Genomic DNA, 13,912 nt, shown 5'->3' with positions numbered 1-13,912 from the left:
CACATGAGCTTCAGCCGCGCCCCCCGAGGCACCCTCCTGGCCGTCGGCGCCCTGGCCGCCGCGCTCACGCTGACCGCGTGCACCGGCGACTCCAACGGGAAGTCCGGCGGTGGCGGCAACACCAACTTCGTCACCAACACCGGCGGTGTCGACACCGTCGCCAAGGGCGAGCGCAAGGCACCCGGCAAGCTCGCGGGCGAGACCCTCGACGGCAAGCGGCTCGACGTCGCCGGCCTCAAGGGCAAGGTCGTCGTGCTGAACGTCTGGGGCTCCTGGTGCGGCCCGTGCCGCGCGGAGGCCAAGCACTTCGCCAAGGTCGCGGGCGAGCTCAAGGCCAAGGGCGTGGAGTTCGTCGGCATCAACACCCGCGACCACAACAAGCAGCCCGCCCTCGCCTTCGAGAAGGACTACGAGGTCCCCTACCCGAGCCTGTACGACCCGGACGGCGAGCTCGTCCTCTACGGCTTCCCCAAGGGCACCCTCAACCCGCAGGGCATCCCCTCCACCGTCGTCCTCGACCGCGAGGGGAAGATCGCCGCACGCTCGCTCACCGCGCTGGACGACACCCGGCTGCGCAAGATGATCGACCCGCTGCTGGCCGAGAAGTGACGGGCGTGATCCTGTGATCCTCCTCGCCGCCGAGGCCCTGGGCCGCAACGAGACGGTCTTCAGCGGGGCCCTGCTGCTGGCGCTGCCCGTCGCCGTGCTCGGCGGCCTGGTCTCGTTCTTCAGCCCCTGCGTCCTGCCGCTGGTGCCCGGCTACCTCAGTTACGTGACCGGCGTCACCGGCACCGACCTGGCCGAGGCCCGGCGGGGCAGGATGGCCGCCGGTGCCGCCCTGTTCGTCGTCGGCTTCTCCGCCGTCTTCGTCTCCGGCGGCGCCCTGTTCGGCTACTTCGGCTGGACCCTCCAGGCCCACCGCGAGACGCTCACCACCGTCCTCGGCGTCCTGATGGTCCTGATGGGTGTCTTCTTCCTGGGCCTCATGCCCTGGTTCACCCAGCGCGAGTTCCGCTTCCACAAGCGGCCGGTGTCCGGGCTGGCCGGGGCGCCGCTGCTGGGCGCGCTCTTCGGCATCGGATGGACGCCGTGCATCGGACCCACGCTCGCGTCCGTCCAGGCCCTCGCCGCCAGCGAGGCCAGCGCGGGCCGCGGGGCGCTGCTGACCGTGGCGTACTGCCTCGGCCTCGGCGTGCCGTTCGTGCTCGCCGCCGTCGCGTTCCGCAAGGCGCTCGGGGCCTTCTCGTGGGTGAAGCGGCACTATGCGTGGGTGATGAGGACCGGCGGCGGGATGATGATCCTGACCGGTCTGCTGCTGCTCACAGGTGCGTGGGACACCCTGGTGCAGGAGATGCAAGGGTGGTCCGCAGGCTTCCAGGTGGGGATCTAGATCCGATGAGCAAGACAGACACGACCGAGCGGGACATGGCGGAGGCCGGCGAGCAGCTGTCCACCGCACCCGTGGAAGACCTCGGCGCGGGCGGCGGGCCGACGCTCGGCGCCATCGGCTGGGTCCGCTGGTTCTGGCGCCAGCTGACCTCCATGCGGGTCGCGCTGATCCTGCTCTTCCTGCTCTCCCTCGGCGCCATCCCCGGCTCGCTCATCCCGCAGAACAGCGTCGACGACCTGAAGGTCCGCTCCTTCAAGGAGCAGCACGACGTCCTGGCGCCGATCTACGACCGGCTCCAGCTGTTCGACGTCTACAGCTCGGTGTGGTTCTCCGCGATCTACATCCTGCTGTTCGTCTCCCTCATCGGCTGCATCGTCCCCCGCACCTGGCAGTTCACGCGCCAGCTGCGGGGCCGGCCGCCGGCCGCGCCGAAGCGGCTCACCCGGCTGCCCGCGTACACCACCTGGCGCACCGAGGCCGCGCCCGAGGAGGTGCGCAAGGCGGCGCTGGCCCTGCTCGGCAAGCGGCGCTTCCGGGCGCACACGACCGGGGACGCCGTCGCCGCCGAGAAGGGGTACCTGCGCGAGGTCGGCAACCTGGTCTTCCACGTCGCGCTGATCGTGATGCTGGTGGCCTTCGCCGTGGGCCAGCTGTTCAAGTCCGAGGGCGGCAAGCTGATCGTCGAGGGCGGCGGCTTCTCCAACACGCTCACCCAGTACGACGACTTCAAGTCCGGTTCGCTGTTCTCCACCGACGAGCTGGCGCCGTTCAGTTTCAAGCTCAACCGGTTCACCGGTACGTACGAGACCGGCGGCCCGCAGCGCGGCACCCCCCGCACGTTCGAGGCGGACGTCACGTACTCCACGGGCGACGGCGTCCGGAAGAAGAGCGTCATCCGGGTCAACGAGCCGCTGGAGATCGACGGCTCGAAGGTGTACCTGATCTCCCACGGGTACGCGCCCGTCGTCACCGTCAAGGACGGCAAGGGCCGGCAGGTCTTCCACGGGGCGGTGCCGCTCCTGCCGATCGACAACAACATCACCTCCACCGGCGTGATCAAGGTGATGGACGGCTACCGCGACAAGACCGGCAAGAAGGTCCAGCTGGGCTTCCCGGCCTTCTTCGTGCCGACGTACGCCGGCAAGGGCCAGGGGCAGATGTTCAGCCAGTTCCCCGGGCTCGTCTTCCCCGCGCTCAACCTCAGCGCCTACCAGGGCGACCTGCGGGTCGACGGCGGGCTGCCGCAGAACGTGTACCAGCTGGACACCAGCAAGATGAAGCCGTTCAAGGACGCCGGCGGGCAGATCTTCAAGAAGACGCTGATCCCGGGCGAGACCATGACGCTGCCGGGCGGGGCGGGCTCGATCACCTTCGAGAAGGAGATCAAGGAGTGGGCCAGCTTCCAGATCTCCCAGCAGCCCGGCAACGGCCTCGCCCTCGCCGGGGCGGTGGCCGCGATCGCCGGACTGGCCGGCTCGCTGTTCATCCAGCGCCGCCGCGTCTGGGTCCGGGCGGTGCGCGGGGACGCCTCCACCGGGGGGCTGACCGTCGTGGAGATGGCGGGACTGGGGCGGAGCGAGTCCGCGAAGCTCCCCGAGGAGCTGGCCGACCTGGCGGCCGCGCTCCATTCCGTGGCGCCGACCGCGCCCGAGGCCGACGAAGCCGATGAAAGGGCTGAGAAGTGAATCTCGCCGCCGCGACCAACGAGAGCCTGGCGGAGATGAGCAATGTGCTCGTCTACTCCTCCATGGCCGTGTACACCCTGGCCTTCCTCGCGCACATCGCCGAATGGGTCCTGGGCAGCCGCAGCAAGGTCGGCCGCACGGCGGCGGCCCTCACCGCCCCGGCGCAGGCCCCCGCGGTGCGGGTGCGGCAGCGGGACGGGGGCACCGCGGTCCTCGACAAGCCGAAGGTCGTCACCCGCTCGGCGGCCGGCGCCCGGGACGTGCCGGACGGGCCGGGCGCGGCCGGCGGTGACGAGAAGGGCGACCTCTACGGGCGTATCGCCGTCTCGCTGACCACCCTCGCGTTCCTGGTCGAGGCCGCCGGCGTGGTCGCCCGCGCGCTGTCCGTGCAGCGGGCGCCGTGGGGCAACATGTACGAGTTCTCCCTCACCTTCTCCACGGTGGCGGTCGGCGCGTACCTCGCCTTCCTGCTCGCCGGGAAGAACGTCCGGTGGATGGGCCTGCTGCTGGTCACCACCGTGCTGCTGGACCTCGGCATCGCCACGACCTGGCTCTACACCGACAGCGACCAGCTCGTCCCGGCCCTGCACTCCTACTGGCTGTGGATCCACGTCTCCACCGCGATCTTCTGCGGCGCGGTCTTCTACCTGGGCGCGGTCGCCACGCTGCTGTACCTCTTCCGGGACGCGTACGAGAACAAGCTCGCACAGGGCGGCACGCCCGGCGGCTTCGCCCGCTCGGTGCTGGAGCGGCTGCCCGCGGCCGCGACGCTGGACAAGTTCGCCTACCGCGTCAACGCGGCGGTCTTCCCCCTCTGGACCTTCACGATCATCGCGGGCGCCATCTGGGCCGGCGACGCGTGGGGCCGCTACTGGGGCTGGGACGCCAAGGAGGTCTGGTCGTTCATCACGTGGGTCGCGTACGCCGCGTACCTGCACGCGCGGGCGACGGCCGGCTGGAAGGGCCGCAAGGCGGCGTACGTGGCGCTGATCGCCTTCGCGTGCTGGCTCTTCAACTACTACGGGGTCAACATCTTCGTGAACAGCCTGCACTCGTACGCGGGCGTCTGACGCGTACCGCGCCGGGGCCCGCGCCCCGGCGCGGTAGCGCCCGGCGCGGGTCCGCGCGACGCTGGACCCATGGCCGTACAGATCCCGCCCGGTACCAGTGACAGCCACGGCGACACCCACACCCTGCGGTTCCGGGTCACCCTGCCGCACCCGGCGGAGCGCGTCTGGCTCGCCCTGACCACCCCCGGCGGTCTGCGGGGGTGGCTCGCCGAGACCGAGGTCCTGCAGAGCCGGCTCGGCGGCGAGGTCGTGCTGCGCCGGCCCACCACCCGGCCGCCGGCCGTCGCGTCGGGGACGGTCACCGACTGGGAGGTCGAGCGGGTCGTCGAGTACACGGCCCCGGAGGACGACCGGATGCGGTTCCGGCTGGAGCCGGGCGGGCCGGGGGAGACCGTGCTGGAGTTCACCGGCGAGTTCCGCGGGACGGAGGACCTGCGGCTGGACCGCCTCGCCGGCTGGCACGACCACTTCCTGCTCCTCGCCGACTCCCTCGACGGCCGGCCGGCGGACTGGCCGGCCTGGTCGCCGGAGCGCCGCGAGGACCTCCGCGACCGGTACGAGGCCCGGGACTTCGACGCGACGTAGCGGCCCGGACGCGCCCCGGACGCTACGGGGTGCGCGGAGGCATGCACTCGCCGGTCGGCGGCTTCCCCTCCGGCCAGGCGATCTGCACGAACCGGGGCTTGTCCCGCGTCAGCTCCACCACCGGCACCGCCTTGTTGTACGGGTTGCCGTGGTTGTCCAGGCAGATCCAGCCGCTCGCGCCCCTCACCCGCAGGTCCCCGGTGACCTGCGGCCACTGGAGCCCCACGTCCTCCAGGGCCGGCAGGCGGCCCTCGACCGTCGCCTGCCGGATCGCGTGCACGGCCGTGGCCATCGCGTCGTACGCGATGATCGCCTGCCCGTCGGACAGCTCGACCGGCCCCACCTCCTCGGCGCGCACCGCGTCCATCATCGAGTGGAAGCGCTCGTACGCCGCCGTCGACCCGCCCGCCTTCGGCAGCGTCCTGCCCGGGGCCGCCCGCCACGCGTCGGGGTGGGCCAGCGCCGCGTAGCGGACGGTCAGCCCCTTGCCGAGCGCGTTCCGGTCGAGCTGGGGGTCCGCGCCCAGGTACGAGCCCTCGTCGCCGGTCAGCACGGTGAACGGCCGGTGCGTGCAGCCGCGCGCGCCCAGCGCGTTGATGAACTGCCGCAGCTGGGTGTGCCGCCCGGCGAAGAACACGGTGTCCGCCCGGGTGGTGCACAGCAGGTGGGCGATCTGCCGGAAGGTGTTGGCGGTCGGACCCTCCAGGGTCGGGTCCTTCGGCGAGGTGAACAGCTGCGGCTGGTACGGGGACTTCGCCAGCAGCTTCGAGAAGGCGCCCTTCAGGGTGTCCGTGTAGTGGTCGCCGTCGCGGGCGTCGTGGACGAGGATCGCCTTCGCCGCGTTCACCCTGCCGAAGTGGGACAGCGCGTCGGCCTCGTCGCTGTTGGTGGGAGAGACCCGCGCGAGGCCCGGGAACGGCTTGCGGCCGGGGCCGTTGGTGAGGTCGTCGGCGGTGATGGTGGTGCCCACGACCGCGATGCCCGACCGGGTCAGCTCGGTCACCGCGTGCCGGACGGGCGTGCTGCTGGTCGCTATGCCGGACACCGCGCGCAGGTGGTGCGGCGCCCCGGTCATCGCCTTCAGGGCGTCCACGGCCGGACGCCAGTGGGCGTTGCCGTTGCCGGTGTTCGCCAGGACGAGCCGGATCTTGGGCACCTGGTTGTTGGACCTGTTGTTCGCCTCGTACTGCTGGGCGAACGCGCCCTGCACCTCGTGCAGGATCTTGGTCCGCATCGACGGGCTGGTGGACGTCAGCGGGAGGAGCAGTGCCACGGTGGCGTACTCGCCCGCCTTCAGGCGCCCGTTCTCCTCGGCGATGGCCTTGGCGACGTCCTTCAGGGCCGGGACCTCGAAGGCGTAGCCGTCGCCGGACACCCCGACGCACTCGTCGCCGCCCACCGGGCGGGCGACGCCCGGGGCGCAGGAGCGGTCCTCGGGGGTGGTCAGCCGGTCGATCGCGTGGACCGCGCCCCAGGCGAGCAGCGCCAGCACCAGCGTGCTGGTGACGATCTTCTGCCGGGTGGTGTAGAAGACCCGGTAGCGCAGCGGATTGGGCACGTCAGACTCCGTCCTCCCGCCCCGGCGGGACGGTGAGGCCCCGCCAGGCACGGATGTCCCTCGGCCAGTGGGTGGCCGCGTCCCACAGGGTGCTGGTGCCGGTCAGGTGCCGGCCGGACAGCTGGCGCAGCTCGTGCACCAGCTTGTCCACCACGTCGTCGTCCGGCAGGGCCAGCGGGTCGGTCAGCAGCCACACCGCGTGCAGCAGCCGCCGCAGGCACAGGTGCAGCGCCGTCGCGTCCGCGTCCAGCCCGTCGGGCAGCGGTCCGCCCGGGTCCTCGCCCAGCGCCACCGCGCGGCGCGGGTCGGGGCCGGTGCGCCGGTGCTCGCGGGGGTACGGGGCGGAGGCGACGAACCGCAGCCGCCCCAGCCAGCCCACGACGTCCGGCGCGGCGAACTCCCGCCGCAGCTCGGTCACCGCCCCCTCGGTCCGGCCGAGCGCCAGTTCCTGCCGCAGCCGGTACGGCGTCGGTTCGGGCCCGTAGTGGCGGTGCAGCGTCTCGTGGACCGCGCGCCACGCGGCGTACTCGGGCGCGTCGCCGTCGTGGAACCGCAGCCGGTGCAGCAGCAGGGCCCGCAGCAGCGGGTCGGCCACGAAGTGCCCGCCGCCCTCGGGCCAGCCGTCCGCCCGCAGCGCGTCCCGCACGAGCAGTGCCATGTCGCCCTCCCCCGACGCGCCGCGCAGCCGGGTGCGGGCCAGCACCCGGGCCGACTCCTCGTCGTGGGCGGCGGCCAGCACGGCGGCCGCGTCCGGGCGCAGCCCCGGCGGCAGCAGCTCACCCAGCAGCGTGCCGGCGACCGGGACGGCGGCGGCGTCCTCGCGCAGCTCCACCGTCAGGTCCACCAGGGCGCCCGGCGTGAGCGTCCCGCGGTCCGCCGCCGGCACCCCGCCGGCCGCCCGCCCGAGCAGCGCCACGGCCATCGGCCGCCCGCCCGCCAGCCGGTGGACCGCCCGCGGCAGGCCGGCCGGGACGCGGGCGGCCGGGTCGTACCGGTCGAACACGGCCTGCGCGTGCGCCGCGCTCAGCGGGGTCAGCTCCACGGCGAGGACGCCCGACGTGATGTCGGGGCCGCGCGGGCACGGCGCCCGGTGGGCGACCTCCGGCAGCCGGGTCCTGGCCGCCCGCCGCAGGCCCTCGTGGTCGCGCTCCAGGGACGCGGCGACGATCACCAGCTGGTCGCGGCTCCCGGCGCTGCGGTCCCGCAGGATCGGCTCGACCAGGCGCCGGCCGAGCGGCAGGTGGGCGTTGTCCAGGAGGACGACCGGGCGGCCGCGGCGGGTGCCGCGCCGGGTGAGGCCGACGTACGCCCGGCGCACGTCCTCCACGAGCGCGCCGACCAGGAAGCCCTCGGCCTCCTCCCGGCGGCGCCCGCCCTGCTCGAAGTCGACGGCCAGCTGGTGCAGGCCCAGCTCGCCCCGGCCGCCCGCGTTGCGGTAGGCGCCGTAGAAGGCCTTGGACCTGCGCTGGTAGCGCCCGAACACCTCTTCCATCACCGTCTCGACCGTCGCCTCGGCCAGCACGCCGGCGAGCGGCGTGGTCGCCTCGGCGGCCGTGGCGGCCAGCTTGGCGAGCACCTTGGAGACCCAGGTGCCGGCCGCGCCCTTGGCCTCGTCGACGGTGGCGAGGACCGGACCGAGGCGCTGGAGGTCCCGCCGCGCCCGGTCGTCGTCCTCCTGCGACCAGCCGGTGACGGCGATGGCCGCCAGGCCGAGGGCGAGGCGCGGGAACTCCACCGGCCTCGCCGAGAGCACCCTGGGCGACAGCTGCACGGCGAGCTCCGCGAGCGCGCCGGTCAGCGGGTTCCAGCCGGGCCCGTGGTCGAGGGGCGGCTCGATGTGCGCGCAGTCCAGCAGCGCGAGCGGCGTGCCGCCCCGGTAGGCGTTGCGCACCTGCTTGAGCAGTGCGGTCTTTCCCATGCCCCGGCCGCCGGTGAAGACGGTGACGGGTGGATCGTCACCGTGCTCGTACCCGGCGGCGGCGAAGCTGTACGGGGTGAGTCCGGTCAGCCGCGCGGCCAGACCCGACTCGTCCAGGACCGCCTCGCGGCCGTACAGCGCTCTGTCCACCGCCACCCCCCGTGACTCAGCGTCAAGTCAAGGTTACTTTCGAACCGTTGGCCGCGTGGGGGGTCGGGCGAACCGTCATTCAGTCGTGATCGCGTCGAGCTGCGCGCGCAGGTACGCGTGCGAGTCGACGCCCCGGACGTCGGTGCCGGGGTCGCACTCGTGGAAGTACACCAGGGACATCAGCTCCTCGGACGGCACGTCGGCGGGCGGCGGCAGCACCCGGTGGCGGCCCGAGCGCCAGCGCCCGTCCGTCCAGCGGGCCATCAGGTCGCCGATGTTGACGGTGAGGGCGGCCGGGTCGTACGGGGCGTCCTCCCAGCCGCGCTCGTCGGTGTACACCTGGAGCCCGCCCCGGCCGGCCTGCCGGTCGAGCACGGTCACCGTCCCGAAGTCGGTGTGCGGCCCGATCCGAAACTGGCCGGGCTCCGGCTCGCCGAGCACGTCCCGCCCCGGGTACCAGTTGACGTTGAAGCCCCAGGTGGGGTGGGCGGCGTGCCGGGTGAAGAAGTCCGTGCCGCCGCCGAGCGCCTCGCCGAGCAGCTCCAGCAGCCGGTCGGACAGCTCCCGCATCCGCGCCAGGTACTCCACCACCAGGGGCCGCAGTCCGGGGACCTCGGCGGGCCAGGTGTTGGGCAGGAACCACTCCGCGTCCACCGCCGGGTCGCCGGTCGGCTCGTCGGCGGCGAACGACAGCGACTCCTTCAGGTCCGGCGGGGTCCGCCCGCCCTCGGCGTACGCGTTGGCCTCCGCGCCCGGCCCGAGCCAGCCGCGCCCGCCGACCCTCACGGCGTACCGCTTCTTCACCCGGGCGTCCAGCCGGAAGAACGTGCGCGCCTCCCGGCGGATCGCGGCCCGCAGGTCGGGTGCGACGCCGTGCCCGGTCACCAGCAGGAACCCGGCGGTGCGCAGCGCCCGGTCGACGGTGCGCGCGGTCGCGGCGCGGGCGGCGGGGCCGCCGGACAGCCACGGCGCCAGGTCGATCACGGGGACGACGGGCTCACTCATCGCCGATGTCCTCGTTCCAGAGCGCCGGGTGCGTCCCGACGAAGTCCCGCATCATCGCCACGCACGCGGGGTCGTCGAGGAGGACGACCTCCACACCGTGCTCGGCGAGCCAGTCGTGGCCGCCGTGGAAGGTCTCCGCCTCGCCGATCACGACCCGGGAGATCCCGAACTGGCGCACGAGCCCGCTGCAGTACCAGCAGGGCGACAGTGTGGTCACCATCGTCGTCCCGCGGTACGAGCGCTGCCGTCCGGCCGCCCGGAACGCGGCCGTCTCCGCGTGCGTGGAGGGGTCGCCGTCCTGTACGCGCCGGTTGCGCCCGCGCCCCAGGAGCGTGCCGTCGGCCGCGTACAGGGCGGCGCCGACGGGGATGCCGCCCTCGGCGAGGCCGGCCCGTGCCTCGGCGACGGCCGTCTCCAGCCACCGCCGTACCCGCTGCTGATCGTCCATGGCGGGTACCTTCCCCGCCGGAGGGCCGTTGCCCCGCCCGGGGGCGGGATCAGGACTTGTCGGGGCCCGGTTCGCCGCCGTCCTGCTGCTCGTCCCGGTCCTTCTTCCCCTGCTCCTCCTCGCGGCGGCCCGCATCGGCCTCGCGGTCCTTCAGGAGCGACTCGTCCGCGGCCTTCTCGTCCCGGAGCGATTTGAGGAACTCGGGGTTGTCGTCGGGCGCGACCCACTCCGTGCGGGCCGCCCGCCCGCCGCCGGCGCGGGCGTGGCGCTGCTTGCCGCCGACGAGCCAGACGATCGGGCCGACCACCCAGAACAGCAGGATGATGAAGATCCAGGCGACCTTGGGGAGGTGCTTGACCTCGTCCTCGGGGGTGTTCAGGCAGTCGATGAAGGCGAAGATCGTCAGCGCCAGCGGCAGGATGTACAGCAGTGCCCTGAGCATGTGGGACAGCCCCCTGAAGCCTCGGCGGGGCGCGTTTTCGCCCGCCCCTGTGACAAGCCCAGCCTAGCCGGTGGCGGCCGGGCCGCTCCGGGGCGCGACCCCCGGGCCCCCGGCGGGACCCGCCCGCCCCCGGCGCGGGCCCACGGGTACGGTTCGGACATACTTGGCGACATGGCTTACGACGATCTTCGCTCGCTGCTCAGGGCGCTGGAGCGCGAAGGCGACCTCAAGCGCATCAAGGCCGAAGTCGACCCGTACCTGGAGGTCGGGGAGATCGTCGACCGGGTCCAGAAGTCCGGCGGTCCGGCGCTCCTCTTCGAGAAGGTGCGCGGGTCGTCGATGCCGCTCGCCATGAACGTCTTCGGGACGGACCGCCGGCTGCTGAAGGCTCTCGGCCTGAAGTCGTACGACGAGATCAGCGCCAAGATCGGCGGGCTGCTGAAGCCGGAGCTGCCGCACGGCTTCGTGGGCGTGCGGGAGGCGTTCGGCAAGCTGGGCGCGATGACCCACGTACCGCCGAGGAAGGTCAAGGACGCGCCGGTGCAGGAGGTCGTCCTGACCGGCGACGACGTCGACCTGGACGCGCTGCCGGCCCTCTTCACCTGGCCCAAGGACGGCGGGTCCTTCTTCAACCTGGGGCTCACCCACACCAAGCACCCCGAGAACGGCATCCGCAACCTCGGGCTGTACCGGCTCCAGCGCCACGACAGGCGCACCATCGGCATGCACTGGCAGATCCACAAGGACAGCCGCAACCACTACCAGGTCGCCGCCCGGCGCGGGGAGCGGCTGCCGGTGGCGATCGCGTTCGGCGCCCCGCCGGCCGTGACGTACGCCTCGACGGCCCCGCTGCCGGAGGACATCGACGAGTACATGTTCGCCGGCTTCCTCCAGGGCAAGCGGATCGAGATGGTGGACTGCAAGACGGTGCCGCTCCAGGTCCCGGCCCAGGCAGAGGTCGTGCTGGAGGGGTGGCTGGAGCCGGGCGAGATGCTGCCCGAGGGGCCGTTCGGCGACCACACCGGCTTCTACACCCCGCAGGAGCCCTTCCCCGCGCTGACGATCGACTGCGTGACGATGCGGAAGCGGCCGCTGCTCCAGTCGATCGTGGTGGGCCGCCCGCCGACGGAGGACGGCCCGCTGGGCCGTGCGACGGAACGCTTCTTCCTCCCCCTGCTCAAGATCATCGTCCCGGACATCGTCGACTACCACCTGCCGGAGTCGGGCGGCTTCCACAACTGCGCGATCGTCTCGATCGACAAGAAGTACCCCAAGCACGCGCAGAAGGTCATGCACGCCATCTGGGGCGCGCACATGATGTCGCTGACCAAGCTGATCGTGATCGTCGACGCCGACTGCGACGTCCGCAACATGCACGAGGTGTCCTGGCGGGCGCTGGGCAACACCGACTACGCCCGCGACCTCACGGTCGTCGAGGGCCCGGTCGACCACCTGGACCACGCCTCCTACCAGCAGTTCTGGGGCGGCAAGGCGGGTATCGACGCCACCAGGAAGTGGCCCGAGGAGGGCTACACCCGCGACGGCGGCTGGCCCGACATGGTCGAGTCCGACCCCGCGACGGCGGCCCTGGTGGACCGCCGCTGGAAGGAGTACGGCCTGTGAGCACCGTTCCCCCGGGCGGCCCCGCCCTCTTCGTCGGGACCGACACCGACTACGTGGCCCTGGTGCGGCCCGCCCTCGACCCCGCCGACGAGGGCGTCCGGCTCGCGGCCCGGGAGGCGGGCGTCCCGCCCGAGGAGTTCGCCGGCCCCGGCGACCTGTGGGCGGTCCTGGTCGAGAGCGGCGGCGAAGGGGACGGGTTCGAGCTGCCGGGCGTGCGCGACAGCGAGCCCGCCGGCTTCGCCGAGCGGCTGCGCGACGGGCTCACCGCCGCCTCCGGGCCGTTCACCGTCGACGGGGGCGCGGTGCTGCGCCTGGACGCCCGCCCGGCCGGCGCGGCCGCCTACGCCTTCACGGCGCACGTCACGCCGCCCGACGCCCCGGAGTCCGCGCTGACCGTCGAGACCGGTCCGCTGCCCGTCGCCGGTGTGCTGGCCGACATCGACGCGTTCCTCGGGAGCCTCGCATGATGACGACCGCCGACGGGGTGGTGGGCTCCGGCCCGGCCCCGCGACCGGCCGGGAAGGTGAAGGCCTTCCTGCGGCTGGTGCTCATCGAGCACTCCGTCTTCGCGCTGCCCTTCGCGTACATCGCCTCGCTCACCGCGATGTACCAGGACGACCGGACCGTCCACTGGCTGGAGCTGCTGCTGGTCACCGTCGCGATGGTCGGCCTGCGCACCTTCGCGATGGCCTGCAACCGGATCATCGACCGGGAGATCGACGCGCGCAACCCCCGCACGGCCGGGCGCGAGCTGGTCACCGGCGCGGTGTCGGTCCGCACCGCCTGGACCGGGGCGCTGGTGGCGCTGGTGGCGTTCCTCGGCGCGGCCGCCCTGCTGAACCCGCTGTGCCTGGTGCTCGCGCCGGTCGCCGTCGTACCGATGGTGGTCTACCCGTACGGCAAGCGGTTCACGGACTTCCCGCACGCCATCCTGGGCCTGGCGCAGGCGATGGGCCCGGTCGGCGCGTGGATCGCGGTCACCGGGTCCTGGTCGTGGGACGCGGTGGTGCTGGGGCTCGCGGTGGGCGTGTGGATCGGCGGCTTCGACCTGATCTTCGCCTGCCAGGACGTCCGGGCGGACCGCGCCCACGGGGTGAAGTCCGTCCCCGCCCGCTTCGGCGTCCCCGCGGCGCTGCACGGCGCCCGGGCCTGCCACGTCGTCACCACCGCGCTGCTGGTCTGGTACGCCGTGGCCACGGACGCGGGCGGGTTCTTCTGGGCCGGTCTGGTGGTCGTCGCCGCCGCCTTCGTCTACGAGCACACGATCGTGCGCCCGCACGACCTGTCGCGGCTGAACCGGGCGTTCTTCACCACGAACGGCTTCATCGGCGTCGCGCTGTTCGTCTGCGCGCTGACCGACCTGGTGGTGCGCGGCCTCACGGTGTGAGGGCGGCGGCCCCGCGCGGCCGGCGGCGGAAGACGAAGGCCGCCGCCACGCCCGCGAGCAGGCCGAACAGGTGGCCCTGCCAGCTGACGCCGGACTGGGTGGGCGTTATGCCCAGCAGGATGGTGCCGCCCCAGACGGCGCCGATCAGCAGGCCGACCACGATGTCGGCCGGCTTGCGGTCCACGAAGCCGCGCACCAGCAGGTAGCCGAAGAGGCCGAAGATCAGCCCGGAGGCGCCCGCGGTGACGCTGTACGCCGGGGAGACCAGCCAGACGCCCAGCCCGTCGACGACCACGATCAGCGCGGCCACGGCCAGGAAGCGGCGGACGCCGCCGAGCGCGGCGAGGAAGCCGAACACCAGCAGGGGCACGGTGTTCGCCGCCACGTGGCCGAAGCCGAAGTGCAGGAACGCGGCCGGGACGAGGTCGCGCAGCTCGGCCACCTCGCGCGGCGAGACGCCGTACGCGTCGAGGGCGTGGCCGGTCAGCAGGTCGACGCCCTCCAGCAGCCACAGCAGGGCCACCCACGCGCCCATCAGCGCGGCGGCGGCCTTCACCCGGCCGGCGCCGGTGCGGCCGGTGGTCCCGCTGCTCGTCGTACCCGCCATGGCGGCCCCCTGTGGTGTCGCGCGCCCGGACGCGCGCCTCTTCC

At 73.2% G+C, this 13,912-nt stretch carries 14 protein-coding genes; 8 read left to right on the top strand and 6 right to left on the bottom strand.

What is annotated here, in order from left to right; all coding sequences use genetic code 11:
* Positions 1 to 3 precede the first annotated feature (3 nt).
* From A4V12_RS16285 to A4V12_RS16265, 5 genes are all read left to right on the top strand, one after another.
* On the top strand, positions 4 to 609 hold the full coding sequence (locus A4V12_RS16285; RefSeq protein ID WP_064070055.1) for a TlpA family protein disulfide reductase: 606 nt from the start codon (positions 4 to 6) through the stop codon (positions 607 to 609).
* Between the two features lie 16 nt (positions 610 to 625).
* Positions 626 to 1,390: a cytochrome c biogenesis CcdA family protein gene (locus A4V12_RS16280; RefSeq protein WP_064070122.1), complete on the top strand. Its 765-nt coding sequence runs from the start codon at positions 626 to 628 to the stop codon at positions 1,388 to 1,390.
* Between the two features lie 5 nt (positions 1,391 to 1,395).
* On the top strand, positions 1,396 to 3,075 hold the full coding sequence (gene resB / locus A4V12_RS16275) for a cytochrome c biogenesis protein ResB (RefSeq protein ID WP_064070054.1): 1,680 nt from the start codon (positions 1,396 to 1,398) through the stop codon (positions 3,073 to 3,075).
* Positions 3,072 to 4,145 (top strand): c-type cytochrome biogenesis protein CcsB, encoded by a 1,074-nt coding sequence (gene ccsB, locus A4V12_RS16270; RefSeq protein WP_064070053.1) that lies wholly within the window; start codon positions 3,072 to 3,074, stop codon positions 4,143 to 4,145. The genes resB and ccsB overlap by 4 nt, the downstream gene beginning before the upstream one ends.
* A gap of 69 nt (positions 4,146 to 4,214) precedes the next feature.
* Positions 4,215 to 4,730 carry an SRPBCC domain-containing protein gene (locus tag A4V12_RS16265; protein ID WP_064070052.1) on the top strand — a complete coding sequence of 172 codons (516 nt, stop codon included), beginning with the start codon at positions 4,215 to 4,217 and terminating at the stop codon, positions 4,728 to 4,730.
* A gap of 22 nt (positions 4,731 to 4,752) precedes the next feature.
* Here A4V12_RS16265 and A4V12_RS16260 read toward each other — a convergent pair whose 3' ends face one another.
* The 5 genes from A4V12_RS16260 to A4V12_RS16240 all read right to left on the bottom strand — a co-directional run bounded on the left by A4V12_RS16260 (position 4,753) and on the right by A4V12_RS16240 (position 10,251).
* Positions 4,753 to 6,288: a hypothetical protein gene (locus A4V12_RS16260; protein WP_064070051.1), complete on the bottom strand. Its 1,536-nt coding sequence runs from the start codon at positions 6,286 to 6,288 to the stop codon at positions 4,753 to 4,755.
* A gap of 1 nt (position 6,289) precedes the next feature.
* Positions 6,290 to 8,356, bottom strand: coding sequence for a hypothetical protein (locus A4V12_RS16255; protein WP_064070121.1), 2,067 nt, complete (start codon positions 8,354 to 8,356; stop codon positions 6,290 to 6,292).
* A gap of 75 nt (positions 8,357 to 8,431) precedes the next feature.
* The gene (locus A4V12_RS16250) at positions 8,432 to 9,361 is read right to left on the bottom strand and encodes an isopenicillin N synthase family dioxygenase (protein WP_064070050.1); all 930 of its coding nucleotides are present in this window, start codon (positions 9,359 to 9,361) and stop codon (positions 8,432 to 8,434) included.
* Positions 9,354 to 9,809 (bottom strand): nucleoside deaminase, encoded by a 456-nt coding sequence (locus tag A4V12_RS16245; protein WP_064070049.1) that lies wholly within the window; start codon positions 9,807 to 9,809, stop codon positions 9,354 to 9,356. The genes A4V12_RS16250 and A4V12_RS16245 overlap by 8 nt, the downstream gene beginning before the upstream one ends.
* A 49-nt stretch (positions 9,810 to 9,858) precedes the next feature.
* Entirely contained in the window at positions 9,859 to 10,251 is a 393-nt protein-coding gene (locus A4V12_RS16240) for a PLD nuclease N-terminal domain-containing protein (protein ID WP_064070048.1), read from the bottom strand.
* A gap of 171 nt (positions 10,252 to 10,422) precedes the next feature.
* On the opposite strand from A4V12_RS16240, the gene A4V12_RS16235 reads away from it, so the two are divergent.
* Genes A4V12_RS16235 through mqnP form a run of 3 tightly spaced genes read left to right on the top strand, consistent with a single transcriptional unit; the run spans position 10,423 to position 13,261 of the window.
* Positions 10,423 to 11,874, top strand: a complete 1,452-nt coding sequence (locus A4V12_RS16235) for a menaquinone biosynthesis decarboxylase (protein WP_064070047.1) — start codon at positions 10,423 to 10,425, stop codon at positions 11,872 to 11,874.
* Entirely contained in the window at positions 11,871 to 12,341 is a 471-nt protein-coding gene (locus A4V12_RS16230) for a hypothetical protein (protein WP_064070046.1), read from the top strand. Before A4V12_RS16235 ends, A4V12_RS16230 begins: the two co-directional genes overlap by 4 nt.
* Positions 12,338 to 13,261, top strand: coding sequence for a menaquinone biosynthesis prenyltransferase MqnP (gene mqnP, locus A4V12_RS16225; protein ID WP_199831300.1), 924 nt, complete (start codon positions 12,338 to 12,340; stop codon positions 13,259 to 13,261). The genes A4V12_RS16230 and mqnP overlap by 4 nt, the downstream gene beginning before the upstream one ends.
* On the opposite strand, the gene A4V12_RS16220 is transcribed toward mqnP, so the two are convergent.
* Positions 13,251 to 13,868: a rhomboid family intramembrane serine protease gene (locus A4V12_RS16220; protein WP_064070044.1), complete on the bottom strand. Its 618-nt coding sequence runs from the start codon at positions 13,866 to 13,868 to the stop codon at positions 13,251 to 13,253. The genes mqnP and A4V12_RS16220 overlap by 11 nt on opposite strands.
* Between the last annotated feature and the right edge of the window lie 44 nt (positions 13,869 to 13,912).

It is taken from the genome of Streptomyces noursei (assembly GCF_001646665.1).
GTDB lineage: Bacteria > Actinomycetota > Actinomycetes > Streptomycetales > Streptomycetaceae > Streptomyces > Streptomyces lavendulocolor.
The sequence above is the reverse complement of the archived record's forward strand: the minus strand, read 5'-3'. Positions and strand labels throughout refer to the sequence as shown.

Bases quoted from the DNA above. Each gene is read 5' to 3' on its own strand.
- A4V12_RS16285 (WP_064070055.1), top strand. From the start codon at position 4: ATGAGCTTCAGCCGCGCCCCCCGAGGCACCCTCCTGGCCGTCGGCGCC.
- resB (WP_064070054.1), top strand. From the start codon at position 1,396: ATGAGCAAGACAGACACGACCGAGCGGGACATGGCGGAGGCCGGCGAG.
- A4V12_RS16265 (WP_064070052.1), top strand. From the start codon at position 4,215: ATGGCCGTACAGATCCCGCCCGGTACCAGTGACAGCCACGGCGACACC.
- A4V12_RS16250 (WP_064070050.1), bottom strand. From the start codon at position 9,361: ATGAGTGAGCCCGTCGTCCCCGTGATCGACCTGGCGCCGTGGCTGTCC.
- A4V12_RS16245 (WP_064070049.1), bottom strand. From the start codon at position 9,809: ATGGACGATCAGCAGCGGGTACGGCGGTGGCTGGAGACGGCCGTCGCC.
- A4V12_RS16240 (WP_064070048.1), bottom strand. From the start codon at position 10,251: ATGCTCAGGGCACTGCTGTACATCCTGCCGCTGGCGCTGACGATCTTC.
- A4V12_RS16235 (WP_064070047.1), top strand. From the start codon at position 10,423: ATGGCTTACGACGATCTTCGCTCGCTGCTCAGGGCGCTGGAGCGCGAA.
- mqnP (WP_199831300.1), top strand. From the start codon at position 12,338: ATGATGACGACCGCCGACGGGGTGGTGGGCTCCGGCCCGGCCCCGCGA.
- A4V12_RS16220 (WP_064070044.1), bottom strand. From the start codon at position 13,868: ATGGCGGGTACGACGAGCAGCGGGACCACCGGCCGCACCGGCGCCGGC.